At 45.9% G+C, this 17789-nt stretch carries 20 protein-coding genes and 1 rRNA gene; 8 read left to right on the forward strand and 13 right to left on the reverse strand.

Annotated elements, in window-relative coordinates; translation table 11 throughout:
• The 4 genes from CHL76_RS16000 to bcp all read right to left on the reverse strand — a co-directional run.
• Positions 1 to 59: ribosomal RNA gene (locus tag CHL76_RS16000) — 16S ribosomal RNA — on the reverse strand; the annotation flags it as partial.
• Between the two features lie 341 nt (positions 60 to 400).
• Entirely contained in the window at positions 401 to 838 is a 438-nt protein-coding gene (gene perR, locus CHL76_RS16005) for a peroxide-responsive transcriptional repressor PerR (RefSeq protein WP_079474375.1), read from the reverse strand.
• A 94-nt stretch (positions 839 to 932) separates the two neighbouring features.
• Entirely contained in the window at positions 933 to 1244 is a 312-nt protein-coding gene (locus CHL76_RS16010) for a cyclic-di-AMP receptor (protein WP_079474354.1), read from the reverse strand.
• A gap of 15 nt (positions 1245 to 1259) precedes the next feature.
• Complete coding sequence (bcp, locus tag CHL76_RS16015; RefSeq protein WP_094909111.1) at positions 1260 to 1796, reverse strand: thioredoxin-dependent thiol peroxidase; 537 nt, start codon at positions 1794 to 1796, stop codon at positions 1260 to 1262.
• An 82-nt stretch (positions 1797 to 1878) separates the two neighbouring features.
• Here bcp and CHL76_RS16020 point away from each other — a divergent pair, with 82 nt between their 5' ends.
• Positions 1879 to 3180, forward strand: a complete 1302-nt coding sequence (locus tag CHL76_RS16020) for a glutamate-1-semialdehyde 2,1-aminomutase (RefSeq protein ID WP_094909112.1) — start codon at positions 1879 to 1881, stop codon at positions 3178 to 3180.
• A gap of 29 nt (positions 3181 to 3209) precedes the next feature.
• A complete protein-coding gene (locus CHL76_RS16025) occupies positions 3210 to 4286 on the forward strand; it encodes an FUSC family protein (protein ID WP_094909113.1) in 1077 nt (358 codons plus the stop codon).
• A 44-nt stretch (positions 4287 to 4330) separates the two neighbouring features.
• On the opposite strand, the gene CHL76_RS16030 is transcribed toward CHL76_RS16025, so the two are convergent.
• Genes CHL76_RS16030 through ntdP form a run of 3 tightly spaced genes read right to left on the reverse strand, consistent with a single transcriptional unit; the run spans position 4331 to position 8029 of the window.
• A complete protein-coding gene (locus CHL76_RS16030; protein ID WP_094909114.1) occupies positions 4331 to 5701 on the reverse strand; it encodes a dipeptidase in 1371 nt (456 codons plus the stop codon).
• 21 nt (positions 5702 to 5722) lie between these two features.
• Complete coding sequence (locus CHL76_RS16035; RefSeq protein ID WP_094909115.1) at positions 5723 to 7465, reverse strand: ABC transporter ATP-binding protein; 1743 nt, start codon at positions 7463 to 7465, stop codon at positions 5723 to 5725.
• Between the two features lie 12 nt (positions 7466 to 7477).
• The gene (ntdP, locus tag CHL76_RS16040) at positions 7478 to 8029 is read right to left on the reverse strand and encodes a nucleoside tri-diphosphate phosphatase (RefSeq protein WP_094909116.1); all 552 of its coding nucleotides are present in this window, start codon (positions 8027 to 8029) and stop codon (positions 7478 to 7480) included.
• Between the two features lie 144 nt (positions 8030 to 8173).
• Between ntdP and CHL76_RS16045 the strand changes: the two genes are divergently transcribed.
• Positions 8174 to 9142, forward strand: a complete 969-nt coding sequence (locus tag CHL76_RS16045) for an NADPH:quinone reductase (RefSeq protein ID WP_094909117.1) — start codon at positions 8174 to 8176, stop codon at positions 9140 to 9142.
• Between the two features lie 30 nt (positions 9143 to 9172).
• Here CHL76_RS16045 and CHL76_RS16050 read toward each other — a convergent pair whose 3' ends face one another.
• From CHL76_RS16050 to CHL76_RS16060, 3 genes are read right to left on the reverse strand one after another with little or no spacing between them, the layout of a single operon-like run.
• A complete protein-coding gene (locus CHL76_RS16050) occupies positions 9173 to 9928 on the reverse strand; it encodes an SDR family NAD(P)-dependent oxidoreductase (protein WP_079474347.1) in 756 nt (251 codons plus the stop codon).
• The gene (mutY, locus tag CHL76_RS16055) at positions 9925 to 11013 is read right to left on the reverse strand and encodes an A/G-specific adenine glycosylase (protein ID WP_094909118.1); all 1089 of its coding nucleotides are present in this window, start codon (positions 11011 to 11013) and stop codon (positions 9925 to 9927) included. Before mutY ends, CHL76_RS16050 begins: the two co-directional genes overlap by 4 nt.
• Before the next feature lie 6 nt (positions 11014 to 11019).
• Complete coding sequence (locus tag CHL76_RS16060; protein WP_079474345.1) at positions 11020 to 11361, reverse strand: MFS transporter; 342 nt, start codon at positions 11359 to 11361, stop codon at positions 11020 to 11022.
• Between the two features lie 122 nt (positions 11362 to 11483).
• On the opposite strand from CHL76_RS16060, the gene CHL76_RS16065 reads away from it, so the two are divergent.
• Positions 11484 to 12482 carry a metal-dependent hydrolase gene (locus tag CHL76_RS16065; protein ID WP_079474344.1) on the forward strand — a complete coding sequence of 333 codons (999 nt, stop codon included), beginning with the start codon at positions 11484 to 11486 and terminating at the stop codon, positions 12480 to 12482.
• A gap of 40 nt (positions 12483 to 12522) precedes the next feature.
• On the opposite strand, the gene CHL76_RS16070 is transcribed toward CHL76_RS16065, so the two are convergent.
• The 3 genes from CHL76_RS16070 to recX are packed head-to-tail and all read right to left on the reverse strand — an operon-like array spanning position 12523 to position 13916.
• Positions 12523 to 12768, reverse strand: a complete 246-nt coding sequence (locus tag CHL76_RS16070) for a YfhJ family protein (protein ID WP_079474343.1) — start codon at positions 12766 to 12768, stop codon at positions 12523 to 12525.
• Between the two features lie 19 nt (positions 12769 to 12787).
• Positions 12788 to 13096 carry a YfhH family protein gene (locus CHL76_RS16075; RefSeq protein ID WP_094909121.1) on the reverse strand — a complete coding sequence of 103 codons (309 nt, stop codon included), beginning with the start codon at positions 13094 to 13096 and terminating at the stop codon, positions 12788 to 12790.
• On the reverse strand, positions 13062 to 13916 hold the full coding sequence (gene recX, locus CHL76_RS16080; protein ID WP_158219213.1) for a recombination regulator RecX: 855 nt from the start codon (positions 13914 to 13916) through the stop codon (positions 13062 to 13064). Before recX ends, CHL76_RS16075 begins: the two co-directional genes overlap by 35 nt.
• A gap of 120 nt (positions 13917 to 14036) precedes the next feature.
• On the opposite strand from recX, the gene CHL76_RS16085 reads away from it, so the two are divergent.
• The 4 genes from CHL76_RS16085 to CHL76_RS16100 all read left to right on the forward strand — a co-directional run bounded on the left by CHL76_RS16085 (position 14037) and on the right by CHL76_RS16100 (position 17616).
• A complete protein-coding gene (locus CHL76_RS16085) occupies positions 14037 to 14933 on the forward strand; it encodes a TIGR01777 family oxidoreductase (RefSeq protein ID WP_094909120.1) in 897 nt (298 codons plus the stop codon).
• 299 nt (positions 14934 to 15232) lie between these two features.
• Complete coding sequence (gene ectA / locus CHL76_RS16090; RefSeq protein WP_233133499.1) at positions 15233 to 15751, forward strand: diaminobutyrate acetyltransferase; 519 nt, start codon at positions 15233 to 15235, stop codon at positions 15749 to 15751.
• Between the two features lie 88 nt (positions 15752 to 15839).
• A complete protein-coding gene (ectB, locus tag CHL76_RS16095; protein WP_079474340.1) occupies positions 15840 to 17123 on the forward strand; it encodes a diaminobutyrate--2-oxoglutarate transaminase in 1284 nt (427 codons plus the stop codon).
• A gap of 103 nt (positions 17124 to 17226) precedes the next feature.
• Positions 17227 to 17616 carry an ectoine synthase gene (locus CHL76_RS16100; protein WP_022795050.1) on the forward strand — a complete coding sequence of 130 codons (390 nt, stop codon included), beginning with the start codon at positions 17227 to 17229 and terminating at the stop codon, positions 17614 to 17616.
• The last annotated feature ends 173 nt before the right edge of the window (positions 17617 to 17789 follow it).

Here is a 17789-nt window from a genome sequence, read left to right on the forward strand (position 1 = left end):
TGCATGTATTAGGCACGCCGCCAGCGTTCGTCCTGAGCCAGGATCAAACTCTCCGTAAAAAGTTTGATGCTGTGGCATCAGTGATGCCCTAAAAAAGTGTTGCTTTTGATTGGGGCTCTGGCTTGTCTTTCCTTTTCAAAGAACGATCCATCGCTAAATAGCGACTTTTATAATTTATCATTTTTGAATAATGAATGTCAACAACTTTTTTAAGAAGTTTTATTTCGTTATTCTCGTTTTTGTCAGCCGTTTTGGCGACAATTAGTAATATAACATCGGCCCATAAGACCGTCAACCATTTTTGCAAAATAATTTTAAATTAGTTTTAAATGGATTTTTTCTGTTTAAAATGCATACAAAAGCCTTCATCTATGAAGAAGATGAAGGCTTCAAAAACAGCTTACTGTTTGCTCATCTTTGTACATTCTGTACATGTTCCGTATATTTCTAACCGATGATCTTCAATTTCAAAGCCGGTCACGTGTTCAGCTAACGTTTCTACTTCATCCAGGCCTGGATAATGAAAGTCTACAATTTTCCCGCAATCATTACATATTACATGGTAATGATCTGAAGTAACGCAGTCGAACCTGCTCGAGGAGTCCCCGTAGGTTAACTCCTTCACTATACCGGCGTCTTTAAAAACCCGAAGATTGTTGTAGACCGTCGCTACACTCATGTTCGGAAAACGTTCTTCAAGAGATTTATAGATATCGTCAGCAGTCGGATGGCTCATTGAAGAGTGCAGAAATTCCAAAATAGCATGACGCTGCGGTGTCATCCGAACGTTCGTGCTTTTCAAGACACTTACTGCTTCCTGTAGGCTAGCGCTCGCCATCGTCATGCACCTCTCTTCCTGTAAAACGATTCTTTATTTGTAATTCTTATAATCTATTCTATCGGACCCCCGTGATCGTTGTCAATGAAAGGGGTCAGCTATTCTCATCTGCTCCGGCTGATTGAAAAAAAGGAAGCATTGAAACATCCAAAAGAAATGAAGTAAACCTATTCGAATGTTCAGGTCGTTTTTTTCTATGCTTTTCGTAAGCCAAACATATATCTTTTAAATCTGTTTTTAACTTTGGCACTTCCTCTTCGTCCACGCCAAACAAAAACGTTGTATTTCCCTTTTTTAGAAATCCCCCGCTGCTTGCGATTTCAGTCATACGGTAACCCTTTTCTTTCATTTCCATCTCTACCTGATCGGTATAAAAGTTATCAATAATGCAAAGAAGCAGCTTCATGTGTTCATCCGCCTCCTACTTTTTGGAAGATGATAAGAATTCATCAACGTACCCGGATACTTCTCCAATATGATTCTTTACCTTCACTTCGTCCCAAACTTTTTGCACGGTTCCTTCTGTATCAATGAAAAAAGTGGACCTTACAATTCCAAGGTATTCTTTACCAAAGTTTTTTTTCCACTTCCATACTCCATAGGCAGCAGCCGCTTCCTGTTCCTCATCAGACAAAAGAGGAAAAGAAAGGTCGTGCTTGGCTGTAAAATTTTCGTGTTTTTTCATTGAATCCGGGCTGACCCCGAGCACTTTAACATTTTTATCGTTTAATTCCGGCAGCGCATCTCTGAAGTCGCAGGCTTCAGTCGTACATCCAGGGGTGTTGTCTTTAGGATAAAAATACAAAATCACGTTTTGTCCTTGGTAATCACTTAAACGAATATTCTCACCCGTAGTAGCGGGGAGTTCAAAATCGGGTGCTTTTTCCCCTTCCAAGTCTTTTGGGTTTACACTGCTTTCTTCTGTACTCACATCAATCACCTCAACACTGGTTTTCATCTTATGATATCATGGTTTTTGCTTTACTTCTCCATGATACAATAGATAAGAAATAGTTGATAGTAAGGAGAGTTAAGAAAATATGTCCTATGAAAAATCTGTTGAACTCTACAATGAAGCCTGCGATTTAATTGTGGGCGGTGTGAACAGCCCCTCTCGTTCTTTTAAGGGGGTTGGAGGCGGAACCCCGGTTTTTATGAAAGAGGGACGTGGTGCACATTTGTTTGATGAAGATAACAACCGATACATTGATTACCTCGGAGCTTACGGACCTATAATCACCGGACACGGCCACCCGCACATTGCTGAAGCCATTAATGAAGCTGCCCGTACTGGCACTCTGCTTGGCACTCCCACTAAATGGGAAAATATTTTTGCTGAAAAACTGAAGGAAGCAGTCCCTTCTCTCGAGAAAGTCAGATTTGTCAATTCCGGCACCGAAGCTGTAATGACAACTATCCGTGTAGCCAGAGCCTATACCGGCAAACATAAAATCATTAAATTCGAAGGCTGCTACCACGGCCATTCCGATCTTGTGCTTGTGGCAGCCGGCTCCGGCCCATCGACGCTGGGATCACCGGACTCTGCGGGCGTTACTCCCAATATAGCTGCAGAAGTTATCACTGTTCCTTTTAACGACATTGACAGCTTCCGCGAGGCTATCGACCGCTGGGGTGACGAAACGGCCGCTGTTCTTATCGAGCCTATCGTCGGCAATTTCGGCCTGGTGGAGCCAGAACCCGGGTATCTTGAAGAAATCAAAAAATTGACGCATGATTCAGGCTCTCTTCTTATTTTTGATGAAGTAATTACGGCTTTTCGTTTCACTTACGGAGCCGCTCAAAATATGCTCCACGTAGAACCCGACATGACCGCTATGGGAAAGATTATCGGAGGCGGCCTCCCGATCGGTGCGTATGGCGGCCGGGTCGACGTCATGGAGCAGGTCGCTCCTCTGGGCCCGGCCTATCAGGCAGGAACGATGTCCGGAAACCCGGCCTCTATGCGCGCGGGCATTGCCTGCCTTGAAGTGTTGGAAAAAGACGGGGTGTACGACACGTTAGACCAACTCGGTCAACGCCTTGAAACGGGCCTTCTCGAGCAGGCTGAAAAATACAGCATTCCCGTTACAATCAATCGGTTAAAAGGGATGTTCACCATTTATTTTACAGAGGAAACAGTAAAAGATTATAAAGGGGCTGAACGTTCGAACTCTGAAAAGTTCAGCATTTTCTTTAAAGAAATGCTTGACCGGGGCGTTCATCTTGCTCCTTCAAAATACGAAGCCTGGTTTCTTACCACTGAACACAGTATTGAGGACATAGAAGAAACGCTGGAAGCTTCGGACCAGGCCTTTGCAGCGTTAAGCAGCCACATTTACTAAGTTCAATATAGAAAGGAATACAATCCGTTATGAAGCTGGGAGCCAGAATTTTCAAGACCGGTCTTGCGATCGTTCTAGCTATATACGCAGCATCGTGGATTGGATTGAACCCTCCTTTTTTCGCAGCGATCGCCGCTACTTTCGCTATTCAACCGTCAATATCCCGTACGTTTCAAACGATCCTGGACCAGTTGCAGGCCAACATTATCGGGGCCGGCACAGCGATAGTTATGGTCCTTGCATTCGGTCACGAGCCGGTAATTATTGGAGTCACAGTCATGATTATTATTGCAGGCATTCTAGGTTTGAAACTGGACGCCTCCACCATCCCAATTGCTGTTGTGACAGTCATCATTATCATGGGCAGGCCTGGAAACGATAATTTTATTTTGTTTGCCTCCGAGCGGTTTGCCCTGATCATGCTTGGAATTGCAGCTTCGTTTTTAGTCAACATGCTTTTCCTGCCGCCAAAACATGAAACCAAGCTTTATCAGCAGATTCGTGATGTAACCCAGGATACTATTCAGTGGATTCGGCTGCTTGGAAGACATGAAACTAATCGGCAGACGCTGCGAAAAGACCTTTCTTCTCTTAAAGATCAGACCGTTTCCATCGAAAACCTTTACCTCCTGTTTAAAGAAGAACGCGTGTACACAAAAAAAGCACGCCTTACACGGGATCGGCGAGTCGTTCTTTTCAAGCAGATGATCGCTTCGATGAATAAAATCGTGACCATTCTGCGTACGCTTGATAAATTTGAAAATGATATGCAGCATACATCGTCAGAAATGCAGGAGGCGATCCGCAATCAGCTTGATCATCTTATGGATTACCACGACAGAATTCTCCAGCGTTATGTAGGCAAGGTCACTACTCATCTTACAGAGGAAATGGCAGAAGAGGTCGATGAAGGCAGGGTGTCCTTAACCGACCAGCTTATGGAAATGTACGACCGCCAAAATATTGACCGCTCGGAATGGCTTCATCTTCTTCCAATTGTCGCACACATCGTCGAGTATAATGAGCAGCTTGAACACCTCGACCGGCTTGTTGAGACCTATTTCCGTTACCACAGCAGCGAAGACTTTTTTGCCATAGAGAATTAGAAAATTAAAAGGAGGGCTCCCTATTTCGGAAGCCCTCCTTTCGTTTATAAATTTTCACTAATCTCCGCTAAATATTCTGCCAAAGCTTCAAGGCCTTTATCATAGTTTTCCAGGTGAAAATGTTCGTTCGGCGCATGGAAGTTTTCGGTAGGGAGGCCGAATCCCATCAATGCCACTGGCACATTTAAAATTTGAGAAAAAGTTTCAATGACAGGCACAGACCCTCCCATTCTCGTATATGCCGCCGTCGTCCCGTACGCTGTTTCAAGCGCCCTTCCGGCTGCCTGAATGGCCGGATGGTCAAATGGAGTGACAAACGGCCGCCCTTTATCAAACGGAGTCACCTCCACCTCCACGCCTTTCGGTGTTTTTCGCTGAACATGAGCCGTCAGCTTTTCCACGACTTCGTCCGGATCCTGGTCAGGCACGAGCCGGCACGTAATCTTGGCTGAAGCCGCAGAAGGCAGTACCGTCTTGATCCCTTCTCCCTGGAAGCCTCCGTGCATGCCGTTAATTTCAAGGGTCGGGCGGGCCCACGTTCTTTCCAGAAACGAAAATCCTTCTTCGCCAAACAGTTCCGGTACGTTTAATTCTTTTCTTGTATTTTCCTCATCATACGAAAGCTCCGCGTACGCGTGGCGTTCCTGATCGGTAAGCGAAAGAACCCGGTCGTAAAAGCCATCAACGGTAATATGGCCGCTTTCATCGTGCATAGAAGCAAGTATATCAGCTAGTGCATGAAGCGGGTTCGCGACCCCGCCGCCGTACAGGCCGGAATGCAGATCTCCTTTAGCCCCGCTCACATCGATTTGAATACCTGCAAGCCCCCGAAGTCCATAGCACACTGTCGGCCGGCCCTTTTCAAGCATTGGGGTATCAGAAACCAGCAGTACGTCTCCCTGGAGGAGTTCCCGATGTTTTTCCACAAACTCGTCCAAATTGGGACTGCCGATCTCTTCTTCTCCTTCAATACAAAATTTTACGTTCACCGGAAGTTCCTGTTTCGTCCGCATAAAGGCTTCAATCGTTTTAAGATGCATAAACACCTGGCCTTTATCATCCGTAGCGCCGCGGGCATAAATTTTTTCATTTCGTATTTCCGGCTGAAACGGCGGCGTTTCCCACAGTTCAACCGGATCGGCCGGCTGCACGTCGTAATGCCCGTAAAACAGCACCGTAGGTTTCCCCGGAGCATGGATCCAGTCGCCATATACCACCGGGTGTCCACCTGTGTCCATGACAGCTGTGTTTTCCAGACCAGCCGCCTGCATACTTTCTTTTACCCAGGAGGCAGCAGTCTCCATATCCGGCTTGTGGTCAGGGTCTGCACTGATGCTTGGTATCGATAAAAATTCTTTCAGCTGACTTAAATGGCTGCTTCGATGGTGTTTGAAATAATTTTTGACTTCTTCCATAGTTGCCTCCCTTTTCCTCTGTTACACGTGCTGAACGTCAAACAGCCTCTGATAAGAGCCTTCTGCCATCATTAACTGCTCGTGGCTTCCTGATTCCACCACACGTCCGTCTTCAATTACAACAATCCGGTCCGCGTGTGTGATTGTCGAAAGCCTATGCGCCACAATAAATGTGGTTCTGTCCTGGGCGAGCCGCTCCATTGCTTCCTGGATATAATGTTCGCTCTCTAAATCCAGTGCCGATGTCGCTTCATCAAATACAAGTATGGATGGATTCTTCAAAAACACACGCGCAATGGCAATCCGCTGTTTCTGTCCGCCGGAAAGCTTCACACCCCGCTCCCCGACCGGAGTATCATAGCCAAGCGGCAGTTCATTTATGAAAACTTCAGCATTCGCCATGCGCGCCGCCTGTATGACTTCTTCATCCGTGGCATCCGGTTTTCCCATCCGGATATTTTCCTTCACTGATTCGCTGAACAAAATGTTGTCCTGAAGCACCATACCGATATGATCCCGGAGCGTACGTACTTCATAGTCCCGCACATCTTTTCCGTCCAGGAGCAGAGCGCCCCCGGTGACATCATAAAACCTCGGGAGAAGGCTGACGATCGTACTTTTACCGCCGCCGCTCATCCCGACAAGCGCGATCGTTTCCCCCGGCCGCACATGCATATCCACGTCTTTTAATACATCGTTAGTATCCTCTTCATATTTAAACCATACGTGGTCAAACCGAATATCGCCTTTGACATGCTTTACCGGTACGGCTGTTTCTTTGTCAGTAATATCGTATTTTTCATCAATGAATTCAAACACCCGGTCCATTGACGCAATCGACTGCACAAGAGTGGTAGATGAATTCACCAGACGACGGAGCGGACTGTAAAGTCTCTCCATGTAAGAGGTGAACGCCACCATTTCCCCGACGGATAAATTTCCGTACAAAACAGCCATGCCGGCGGCCAGAATAACTACAAGCGGGGCCACGTCCGTGACGGTGTTAACGGCTGCGAACGTTTTAGCATTCCAGCGCGTATGATCCACCGCCCGGTCCAAAAACTGCTTGTTTCTTGTATCAAACTGGCCCTGCTCGTGATTTTCAAGGGCAAAGCTCCGGATCACACTCATCCCCTGCACTCGTTCATGCAGATGTCCCTGCACGTTTGCAAGCGCCTGCGACCTTGCTTTTGTTAAATCCCGCAGCCTCGAATAAAAATATTTAATGAAAAAGGCATAAATAGGTAAAAACAACATCGCGACCAGCGTCAGTTCCACGTCCATCGTAAACATAATAATGAGCGCAATGATAATCGTGGCAAGATCAAGCCATATATTCATCAGGCCGGTGATGACGAAGTCTTTTGTCAGTTCGACATCGTTGATCACCCGCGAAATAATTTCGCCTGCCTTTCGATTGGAATAAAAACGAAGGCTCAATTTCTGAATATGACTGAATAATTGATCACGGATATCGTATAAAATCTTATTGCCCGTCCACTGGGCAAAGTACTGCCGGTAGTATTCAATCGGCGGACGAACGATAATAAAAAGCACAACCGCTCCGCCTGCCAGCCAGGCGAGCACTCGTGCTTTTTCAGCTGTTGCCATACCATCTGCCAACAGCACGTGGTCGATAATATAAGCAAGAATGAGCGGCGTTAAAAGCGGCAGACCAAATTTAAATATACCGATGGTCACTGTCACCGCAATTATTTTATTGTACGGCCGCACAAACTGCATGTAGCGTTTAATACTGCCCATCTTTTTCACCTCTTATCGAAAAAACAAAAAACGCTCATACCACTGTTCGATAAAATGAGAGTTAAATGGGCCCTTTCTCTGGCAGATCCAGTTCTGCAGCTCCCTAATACTAGCGTCCATCTTTTCATCTATCTGGGCAGGGTAATTCATTTCTTTTTTATGCTGGGCATACTCGTCTTCGTCCAGTAAATTGTAGGTCATGTCCGGAAAAACTTTAATATCCAGATCATAGTCGATATATTTCAGAGCTTCACTATCGTAGACAAACGGCGTACCAAGGTTACAATAATAATGCACTCCGTCAGACCGAATCATACCGATAACATTGAACCATTTTTCGGCATGAAAATAACAAATGGCAGGCTCTCTCGTCCTCCAGACTCTTCCGTCCGATTCATGAACCAAAATACGATCGTTCCCGCCAATGACTTCTCTGCTTGTGCCTTTCAGAATTAATGTTTCTTCCCATACACGGTGGAGCGATCCGTTATGCTTATAACTCTGCACCTGGATAGGCTTACCTGTTTCCGGGAAGCTTGCGGCGACTTCGTTACGCTCGGCCAATATGTTCTGCCTCCCTTCTTCTGCGATTTTGCTGTCTTCTTTTCTATCATTTCCTATTATACATTTCTTCACCCGATCTGAAAAACTGTTACGATTAAAGAGAGGAGAAAACTATCCATTTGCCAAACGAAAGGAGACGATTTTTTGAAAGCAGTCGTTTATTATGAGCAGGGAACACCGGAAGTTCTAACTATAGAAGAGGTGGAAAAGCCCGGTATCAAGCCGGATGAAATACTTATACGGGTGAAGGCAGCCGGCCTCAACCCCGTGGATACGTATTTCCGCTCCGGTAAACGCCCCGTGTCCTCCTTTCCGGCTATTCCCCATTTTGATGCTGCCGGAATTGTTGAAGAAGTTGGCAGTAGTGCAGGTAACTTTCAGCCGGGAGACCGGGTATGGGGGACAAACATTCCAAGTGCCGCTGCAGAGTGGGCAGCCGCCCCCGCTTCTAACATTTTTCCCCTTCCTGATACTATGAGTTTTACCGAAGGAGCATCTCTCGGCATACCTGCTCTTACTGCTCATTTGGCTTTGTTTTTCCGGGCCGCTCTTCAGCCCGGAGAAACCGTATTTATCTACGGAGGTGCCGGTGCAGTCGGCCATGCCGCCATTCAGCTGGCCAAGCATCATAATGCCTTTGTGATCACTACAGCGAGCACCAATGAAAAGAATGAAATCGCCCGCCGCGCCGGGGCAGATGTCGTATTGAACCTAAACGACAACGGTTGGAAGGAGGATTTTGCCTCCGCTTCCGGAAAGCCGGGCGCTGATGTTATCCTTGATATGTCTTTTAGTGAAAATGCTGCTACAGACCTGCATATACTCTCACCAGGAGGACGAATTGTCGCGGTCGGCTCGCCGGTAAACAATATGCCGGCTTTTCCGTGGCAGCTGTTAAACCAAAAATATGCCTCCATTCTTGGCATTCTGCTTTTTACAGCCCCTCTTCCGGCCTTGCAGAAAGCAGCTTCCGGCGTGCAGCAGTCTTATGAACAGGGACTCTTTTCTCCTCACATAGCCCGGACCTATCCGATGGATGAAGCCGCCCAGGCTCATGAAGATTTAGAAAACAAGCGCTATGCCGGCAACCTCGTGCTTACTGTTTCTGAATAAAAATAAAACCGAAGGCTGTGGCCTTCGGTTTTATATATTCATCCGGGACTGTCCCCCATCAGCGGTAAGCGTTGTACCAACCAGCCAGCGCGCTTCATGCGAAGCGAGAAACAACGCCGCATCTGCCACTTCCTCCACATTACCGAATCTTCCGGCAGGAATATTTTCGTCTACAAAACGCTCCATCGCTTCCGGATCTTCTTCTATCCGCTTCTGCCAGTTACCAGTAGGATGCAAAATTGAACCTGGGGCAATCGAATTCACCCGTACCCCGTCCTTTATCCACTCGTTGCCAGCTGCTTTTGTAAAGCTGATCAATGCCGCTTTGGCGTTGTTGTATGTTGCTTTTCCACCAGCTTCCTTTCCAAATATCGAAGTGATATTGATAACCGCTCCGCCATGTTCTTTCATTTGCTCGTGCGCCATTTTACTGAAGTGCACAGCCTGAAAGTAATTTGTTTCCATTGCCTGCGCAAATTCCTCCATCGAAGTATCTGCAATCTTACTGCCGCTGCTGCCACCGGCATTATTCACAAGCACATCGATTCCGCCGGAAGCTTCTACAAAATTTTGAAAGGCAGTTTCTCTTTCTTTGCCCACAGTTACGTCACAGACGCAGGTCCAAACATTTCCTATTTCTTCTTTGGCGGCTTTCAGCCCCTCTTCTGAACGCGCTAAAATGCCAACCTCGGCTCCTTCGCTGTAAAACGCCTTGGCGATGCCTTTTCCTATCCCTTTCGAACCACCTGTAACTAGAACTTTCTTCCCTTCAAAAGCTTTACTCACTTTAACTCCATCCTTTCAACCAGTGTTTTATATATTTTCTGGTGAGCCACAGGCAAAGCGTAGTTTGCTATGTCATCCAGCGGGACCCACTTCCAGCCCTCCGGCAATCCAGTTCTTTCAGCCTTACCCTCGTATACATGCACGTTCCAGATCAAATGTGAAAATGTTTGTTCCACTCGTTGAACCGGGCGCTCAATTTCAGGGGTTACGGATGCTTCTGCTTCAAGATAGGCCCCCATCTCTTCAGCCCGCTCCGCTTCTTTTTCCACTGCCGTGTTAGGAAATTCCCATAGCCTGGCCAGCAGGCCTTTATCTGGACGCTGGTGGATTAATATTTCCCCCCTGCCGTTCCAAATAATAGCCGCTGCCATCTCCTGTTTTCTTGGCGCTTTTTTCTTTTCTTTTACCGGCAGTTCCTCCTGCACCCCCGCTGCTCTTGCTTTACAGTGTTCCTGCACCGGGCACAGCAGGCAGCCCGGTGAGGTTGGCGTACAGATAAGAGCACCAAGCTCCATCACTGCTTGATTAAAGTCCGAGGGGGAGGTAAGCGGCAGAATTTCGCCAAGCACTGCTTCAAACGTACTTTTTGTGGACTGTTTGCCGATATCTTCATATAAGCATAAAAGCCTGGAAAATACGCGCATCACGTTTCCATCCACGGCCGGCTCCGGTTTGTCAAAAGCGATACTGAGTACCGCCCCTGCTGTATAGGGCCCGACCCCCTTTAAAGACCGAAACTCTTTTTTGCCGCTGGGGACTATCCCTCCGTATTCTTCAGCTACTTCTTTGACCGCCTGATGCAAATTTCTCGCCCGCGAATAATACCCCAGGCCTTCCCATTGCTTCATAACCTGGTCTTCTTCTGCTTGTGCCAGAGCTTCAATAGTAGGAAACGCTTCTAAAAAACGGTAATAATACGGAATGACTGTATCGACTTTTGTCTGTTGAAGCATAATTTCTGAAATCCATATGTGGTAAGGATCGGCGCTTCTCCGCCACGGCAGATCCCTTTTTTGGTCCCGGTACCAGCCAACTAAGTCCTGTTGAAACTGCTCCGGCGAAAAATTCTCCAGTAGTGGATGCATAGCTGTTCACTCTTTCTCTTTATTTTCGTTGCCATGAGGGCCCTTTTTTTTGAAACACCAGCAGTGCACTTTTTTTATGCCTCCGGGGACAAATTCATCAAGGCGGCCGAACACGCTGTCACTTTTCTCTGTTCGTTCAGTCCTAAGAACGTTATATTGCTCGAGTGTATTAACTGAAAACATTTCCACAAACAAAGCACCCTGGTCCACAGACTCAAACCACTCGTAATCGTTCACCTGCTTCTTGAGCATTGCAGAAGAAATCTCTTCCATGGTGCGTAAAAATTCCGCTCTTTTTTCTTCCAAAACCCGGTACTCCATAAAAACGACGTATTTCTGCGGATTCATGCAATTCTCCTTTTTGAAACAAACTGTTTAGGGTATGATGAAACTACGCTGATACAGTCTGTGCTTGTTTGATGCCACAGGCTTTTTTTGTTTCAGCATGCCATAAATTAAAGGTGGTGCCAATGGATACAGCAACTCATACAGTGATGGGGATTGGCCTCGGCGGCCTCGCCACCATTGATCCCACTATTTCACCTGAAAGTGGAGCAATGGGTACAGTCCTGATCGCAACAATTATAGGGTCACAGGCCCCTGATTTTGATACCGTGTTAAAGCTGAAAAACAATGCCGTCTATATCCGCTACCACCGCGGCCCAACTCACTCTATACCCGCCGTCTTAATCTGGCCGGTGCTGCTTGCAGCCATTATATATATGTTCTCGCCGGATATTGCTTTTTCACATCTATGGTTCTGGTCTTTTATCGCTGTGGCCCTGCATGTCTTCGTGGATATTTTTAATGCCTACGGCACACAGGCGTTGTCGCCTTTTACAAGGCGGTGGATAGCTTTAGGCGTTATTAATATTTTTGACTCGGTGCTGTTTTTTTCCCACTTGTTTGTGTTTATCCTGTGGTGGTTTGATGTGCCAAGAGCAGCCTCGATGATTGTTTTATACGTCTTTTTGCTCTTTTATTATTTATGGCGTTTTCAGGCCCGAAACATTGTCCTGCAGCGGGCCCGCCGCCTGCATCCGGATGCCACGCACCTATTTATCTCACCGACATACAACTGGTACCGGTGGCATTTAGTTATCCGGACGCCGCACAAATTATTTGTCACCAATTACCGGAATGGGCGGCTGCGTTACTTTGAAACGTATCCGTTTGAACCTATTCCTGATGACCCGGTCATCAACGCGGCCCGAAACGATCGAAACCTTGCTTCTTTTCTATCCTTTTCTCCTACGTACCGTTGGATCGTACGGGACACAGAGGAGGGCTATGAAGTGAAATTTATTGACCTGCGTTACCGCAGCAAAGGGTATTACCCGTTTGTCGCGGTCGTTCAGCTGAACCAGGAATTAGAAATTATGACTTCTTACACTGGCTGGATTTTCAGCGACGACACGCTCCACAAAAAACTCGACAAAGGACGCGATTTTTCCTATTATACTCAATAATAAAGAGTACGGAGAACAGATCCGTACTCTTTATTATTATCTAGTTAATTCCAAAAAACTTCTCATTTGTCGCTTCATAACGATGCAGGTGCGGGCCGTACTGCCGGACCCATTTTTCCACAATCTGCTCCGTTACTTCTTCGCCTTTGTACGTGCGCCCAGCTTTCGCCTGCGTAGATTCAAAATCCTCCCACAGAAAGTCCACCCACTCCCGGGCTTTTTCTTCTGATAATTGACTATTAACTGAAAGAAGAATTTTTAATAAATCATTTTTCTGAGTTTCCATTCCGCTTGTACCTCCATCTTTATTTTTTGACCAGCAGAGAAAAAGGCAGGGCTTCAATCTGAGTCGAATTATTCCGGTATCCCCAGGCAAACACGCCATTGATATATTCTATTTCAAAGGTGGAACCCTCCTGGTCGACCCGGTAAGTTTCCCCCGGCTGATAGTCTGCTGGATCAAGCAGATACGTTTTTGCCATGGCGATTTTACGCTCATATACCGCAAATTCATTACCCCATCCCATTTGTTCTGCCTTTTTGGATTTTTCATTTAAGCTCGTGATTTCCTGTTCGAGCTCATGCCTGCTCATCTGGCTGTACCTTTTTTCCATTCCCATCTTCGGACTCCTCTCTCTTTTCATCTATAAACCGCTGGATCTGCTCCATCGGAAATTGCTTCCGATACAGGTACTCTTTAATTTTCTGTTCGAGTGCACGGCCTTCGAGCTTATTTCCCCATTTACGGTAAGCCTTTTCTCCCTGCACTAGCACCGAGTTCCATTCATCTTCCTCCGAAGGGGCAAAATCTGCCTCTTTCACTGCGGCGGATGCTGTTTCATGATCATATCCTTTCCGGAGCAGCATTTGCAACAGACGCTGCTTTACCGAGCCGGCCGACTCTCCCTTTTTCTGGCGGCCTTTCTTTTCTGCTGCTGCCACCGCCCGGTCCAGGGCAAGCTCATCGGTCAATGCCTTCATAGCCTCGGACACATGTTTTTCAGACACTCCTTTTTTTTCCAGGTCCATCCGGATGACTTTTGGTCCTTTATCCGTCGTATTGATTTTCGTGCGCACATAAGCTTTAGCAAATTCGCGGTCGTTTAAGAATTTATATTCTTTCGCCTTTTCCACCGCTTTCGCTGCAGAGGCTTCCGTGAACTCTTTTTCTATTAAATGATCATATACTTCTTTTTCCGTCCTCATTACACTTGATAAGTAATGCAGCGCTCTGTTCCAGGCCTTGCGCTCGTGATCGTCTTCAATTAGAAGCTCGAGCTCTTTTTCGGTCAGCTCTTTTCCTTTTTTCAGATCCCATTGAACCAGCACGGCTTCGTCCACGCCGGTCGTGAACGCTTCACGGCCTGCCTGATCAGTGAAAATATTGTAGCGTTCCGGGTTATTTTTCTGCACTTCAATTTTAGTGATTTTCACGAAAGCCCTCTCCTTTTGCATATTAGAAAATGATTATGACAACTTGCTTTTGGGTAAAGTTGAATAGTTTCGAAAGTGACGTTTTTACATCACCTTAAGTAATGAAAGGAGAAATACACAGTGAATATAGCTATTGCAGGAGGAAGCGGATATGTAGGCTCCGCTCTCACAGGCTACCTCGAACAGATGGGTCACCATATTTATATTTTAACAAGAAACAGTAAAAATAAAAAAAATAGTGAAAATATCACTTTTATTGAATGGATGAATCCTGGCAGCAAGCCGGAGTACGAACTTCCGCCGGTAGATGCCTTTATCAACCTGGCCGGTGCCTCACTTGCACAGCGCTGGACAGAAAAAAACAAAGAAAATATTTTAAACAGCCGTATCGATTCCACACGGGAAATCCTGCGCATTTTTGAAGCGAGCAGCCATAAACCTGAGGTGCTCGTAAGCGCCTCAGCTGTGGCCTACTACGGCATTTCTGACGAAAAGGAATTCACTGAGGAATCCCCTAAAGGTGAATCCAACTTTTTACAGGACGTTGCCGTACGCTGGGAAAATGAAGCTGCAAAAGCAGAAGACCTTGGGATCCGGGTAGTACACGCAAGGATGGGACTCGTTTTGCAGGAATTTGTCCCGCCAATTGTTTCTGTATACAAAATGTTCGGCGGCGGCACATTCGGGAGTGGAATACAATGGTTTTCCTGGATTCATCTAAGGGATGCTGTCGAAATGATTCTTTTTGCAGCTACAAATAAAGAAATTAAAGGTGCATTGAACATTACTGCGCCGCAACCGGCGCAGATGGAAACACTCGGACGTGAAATAGCGAAAGTGACTGGACGTCCGCACTGGCTTTCCGTGCCGTCATTTATTATTGATAAAATGCTCGGGGAAATGAGCGTAATGATCCTTGGTGGACAGAAGGTTATTCCGCAAAAAGCCTTGGATCATGGTTTTTCCTTCCACTTCCCAAGCCTCCAGCCTGGCCTGATTAATATATTAAAAGATTAACTTTCATCCGTCTGGGCTTCCCAGGCGGCTTCTTTTATCAAAGACGGAGGAATTGTCCATCTGTGCAAGTATTATTTATCGTTTTCGATGTTCAGGTTACATAACACTCTATAAGTAGTAATAATACTCATAAATGACTGATAGGCAAGTTTGAAAATTTCCATAATTAACGTTAAGCTTTTATTTGTGAGTCTGGTAGATCTTATTACATTTTAAAACAACACAATTTTAAGTTTGTATTTTCCATAAAGAGGTATAGTACAGGTAGCCCTCTATTACTTTTAAAAGGTGGTAAGAAAATGGAAACGAAAATGACTGGAACGAACGGTTCCGTCGATTCAATCGTTTTTGACAAACCAACCGTGGAAGACGGGGCAGACATGTGGGAACTTGTCAAAAACTCCACACTGGATTTAAATTCCTCATATAAGTATATTATGATGTGTGAATTTTTTGCCGAAACATGTGTTGTCGCTAAAGAAAACGATGAATTAGTGGGCTTCGTAACGGCCTTCATTCCACCTGAAAAACAGGATACCGTGTTTGTCTGGCAGGTGGGCGTAGATACTTCCCAACGGGGAAAAGGTCTTGCTTCCCGTTTGCTGAACGCACTTTTAGAACGGGATGTTTGTGAAAATGTGCTTTATTTGGAAGCAACTATCACCCCTTCTAATGAAGCATCCCAGGCTTTGTTTAAAAAGCTTGCCCAAAAAAGAGAAACTGAAGTGACGGTTTCTGAATGCTTTACGGAAGACCTTTTTCCAGATGACGAGCACGAAGAAGAGTTGACATTTCGAATAGGACCATTTACAAAATAAGTAGCGGACATGACATGCAAAGTGCATGTCATGTATTATGTAAAAACTGAATTTTTCGATAACATCCCTAAGGAGGATAATTACTTTTATGATGCAGAATGATCTCAGCGTTTTTAATGAATACGAATCGGAAGTACGCAGTTATGTGAGAGGATTCCCTACCGTTTTCCACCAGGCAAAGGGGTATAAGCTTTGGGATCTGGACGGAAAGGAATATGTTGATTTCTTTTCCGGCGCCGGGGCCCTGAATTACGGTCATAATGATGAAAATATGAAACAAAAGCTGCTTACCTATATTCAGGAAGACGGGGTTACGCACTCCCTTGATATGGCAACTAAAGCTAAAGGCGAGTTCATCGATGCTTTCCAAAATATTATTTTAAAGCCGCGTAATATGGATTATAAAATTATGTTCCCTGGCCCAACGGGCGCAAACAGCGTTGAAAGCGCCCTGAAGCTTGCCCGGAAAGTAACCGGCCGGACAAACGTAGTCAGCTTTACTAATGGCTTCCACGGCATGACCATCGGTGCTTTGAGCGTTACCGGAAACAAATTCAAGCGTAACGGAGCCGGCATGCCTTTATCTAATACCTCTACGCTTCCGTATGACCAGTTCTTGAAGGAAAGCAATAATTCCATTGAATATATCGAGAACTTCCTTGATAACGGAGGCAGCGGCCTCGATAAGCCGGCAGCGTTTATCGTAGAGACCGTACAGGGCGAAGGCGGCTTAAATGCTGCAAGCAGTGAATGGCTTCGTTCCATTGAAAAAATCTGCCGGGAACGCGACATTAAGCTTATTCTGGACGATGTGCAGGCAGGCGTCGGCCGTACCGGTACTTTCTTCAGTTTTGAACCAGCTGGCATCAAACCTGACTTTGTATGTCTCTCCAAGTCCATCGGCGGCAATGGCTCACCGCTTGCCATTACTTTAGTGGCACCGGAATATGACAAATTTGCTCCTGGGGAGCACAACGGTACTTTCCGTGGAAATAATTTTGCTTTTGTAACAGGAACTGAAGCGTTGAATTACTGGAAAGACGACCGCCTGGAGAAAAATGTTCAGGAAAAATCCGAGCGTATCACTTCTTTTCTCGATGACATGATTAAGAAGCACCCGGAAATGAAAGGTGTCCGTAAAGGGCGCGGCTTCATGCAGGGTATCATGAGTCCTATCGAAGACCTGGCTGATAATATAGCGGGCAGATGCTTCGAGCACGGCCTAATTATGGAAACAGCTGGAGCGGAAGATGAAGTATTTAAGCTGTTCCCGCCAATCACAATCGATGATGAAGGGCTTGAGCGCGGCCTTTCAATTCTTCAGCAGGCAATTGAAGAAGTTACCGCTGAAAGCAACCTCGTAGCCAAATAATCCACTGCATGACTAATTGGATAAAAAGAAGCCGATCGATCGACTCCGGCGGTCGGCCTTTTTATGATATAAACTCTTAACTGACAAGATGGAGGAATAGACAATGAAAGTAATTAAACTCGAAGATTTGCTCGGCACTGAACGTGAAGTAGATGACGGCAACTGGGTGAGCCGCCGTTTCATCATGAAAGACGACAACATGGGGTATTCGGTAAATGACACAATTATTCGTGCCGGTACTGAAACTCACATCTGGTACCAGAACCATCTCGAAACCGTATACTGCATTGAAGGCGATGGAGAAATCGAAACTTTAAGCGACAATAAAGTATATCAGCTGGAACCAGGCGTATTATACGCACTCGATAAAAACGATGAACATATGCTTCGTGGAGGCAGCAAAGATATGCGTATGGTATGTGTCTTCAACCCGCCACTTAGCGGTCGTGAAGTGCATGACGAAAACGGTGTATATCCCGCTGATCTTGATTAATAATAAAAAAATCCCCTGATGCTTTTTAGAGTGACCCCATAATATGAGACAGGAAAAAACACCCCCAACGTCGTATGTAGTATTAACGATGATCTGGAGGTGTTTTTTTGATGGGAACCAATCGATTTTATCCGGAAGAAGTAAAGCGCGAAGTCATTCGTTTGAAATTAGAG

Origin of the sequence: Marinococcus halophilus (assembly GCF_002265875.1) — a bacterium.
Classification (GTDB): Bacteria; Bacillota; Bacilli; order Bacillales; family Marinococcaceae; genus Marinococcus; species Marinococcus halophilus.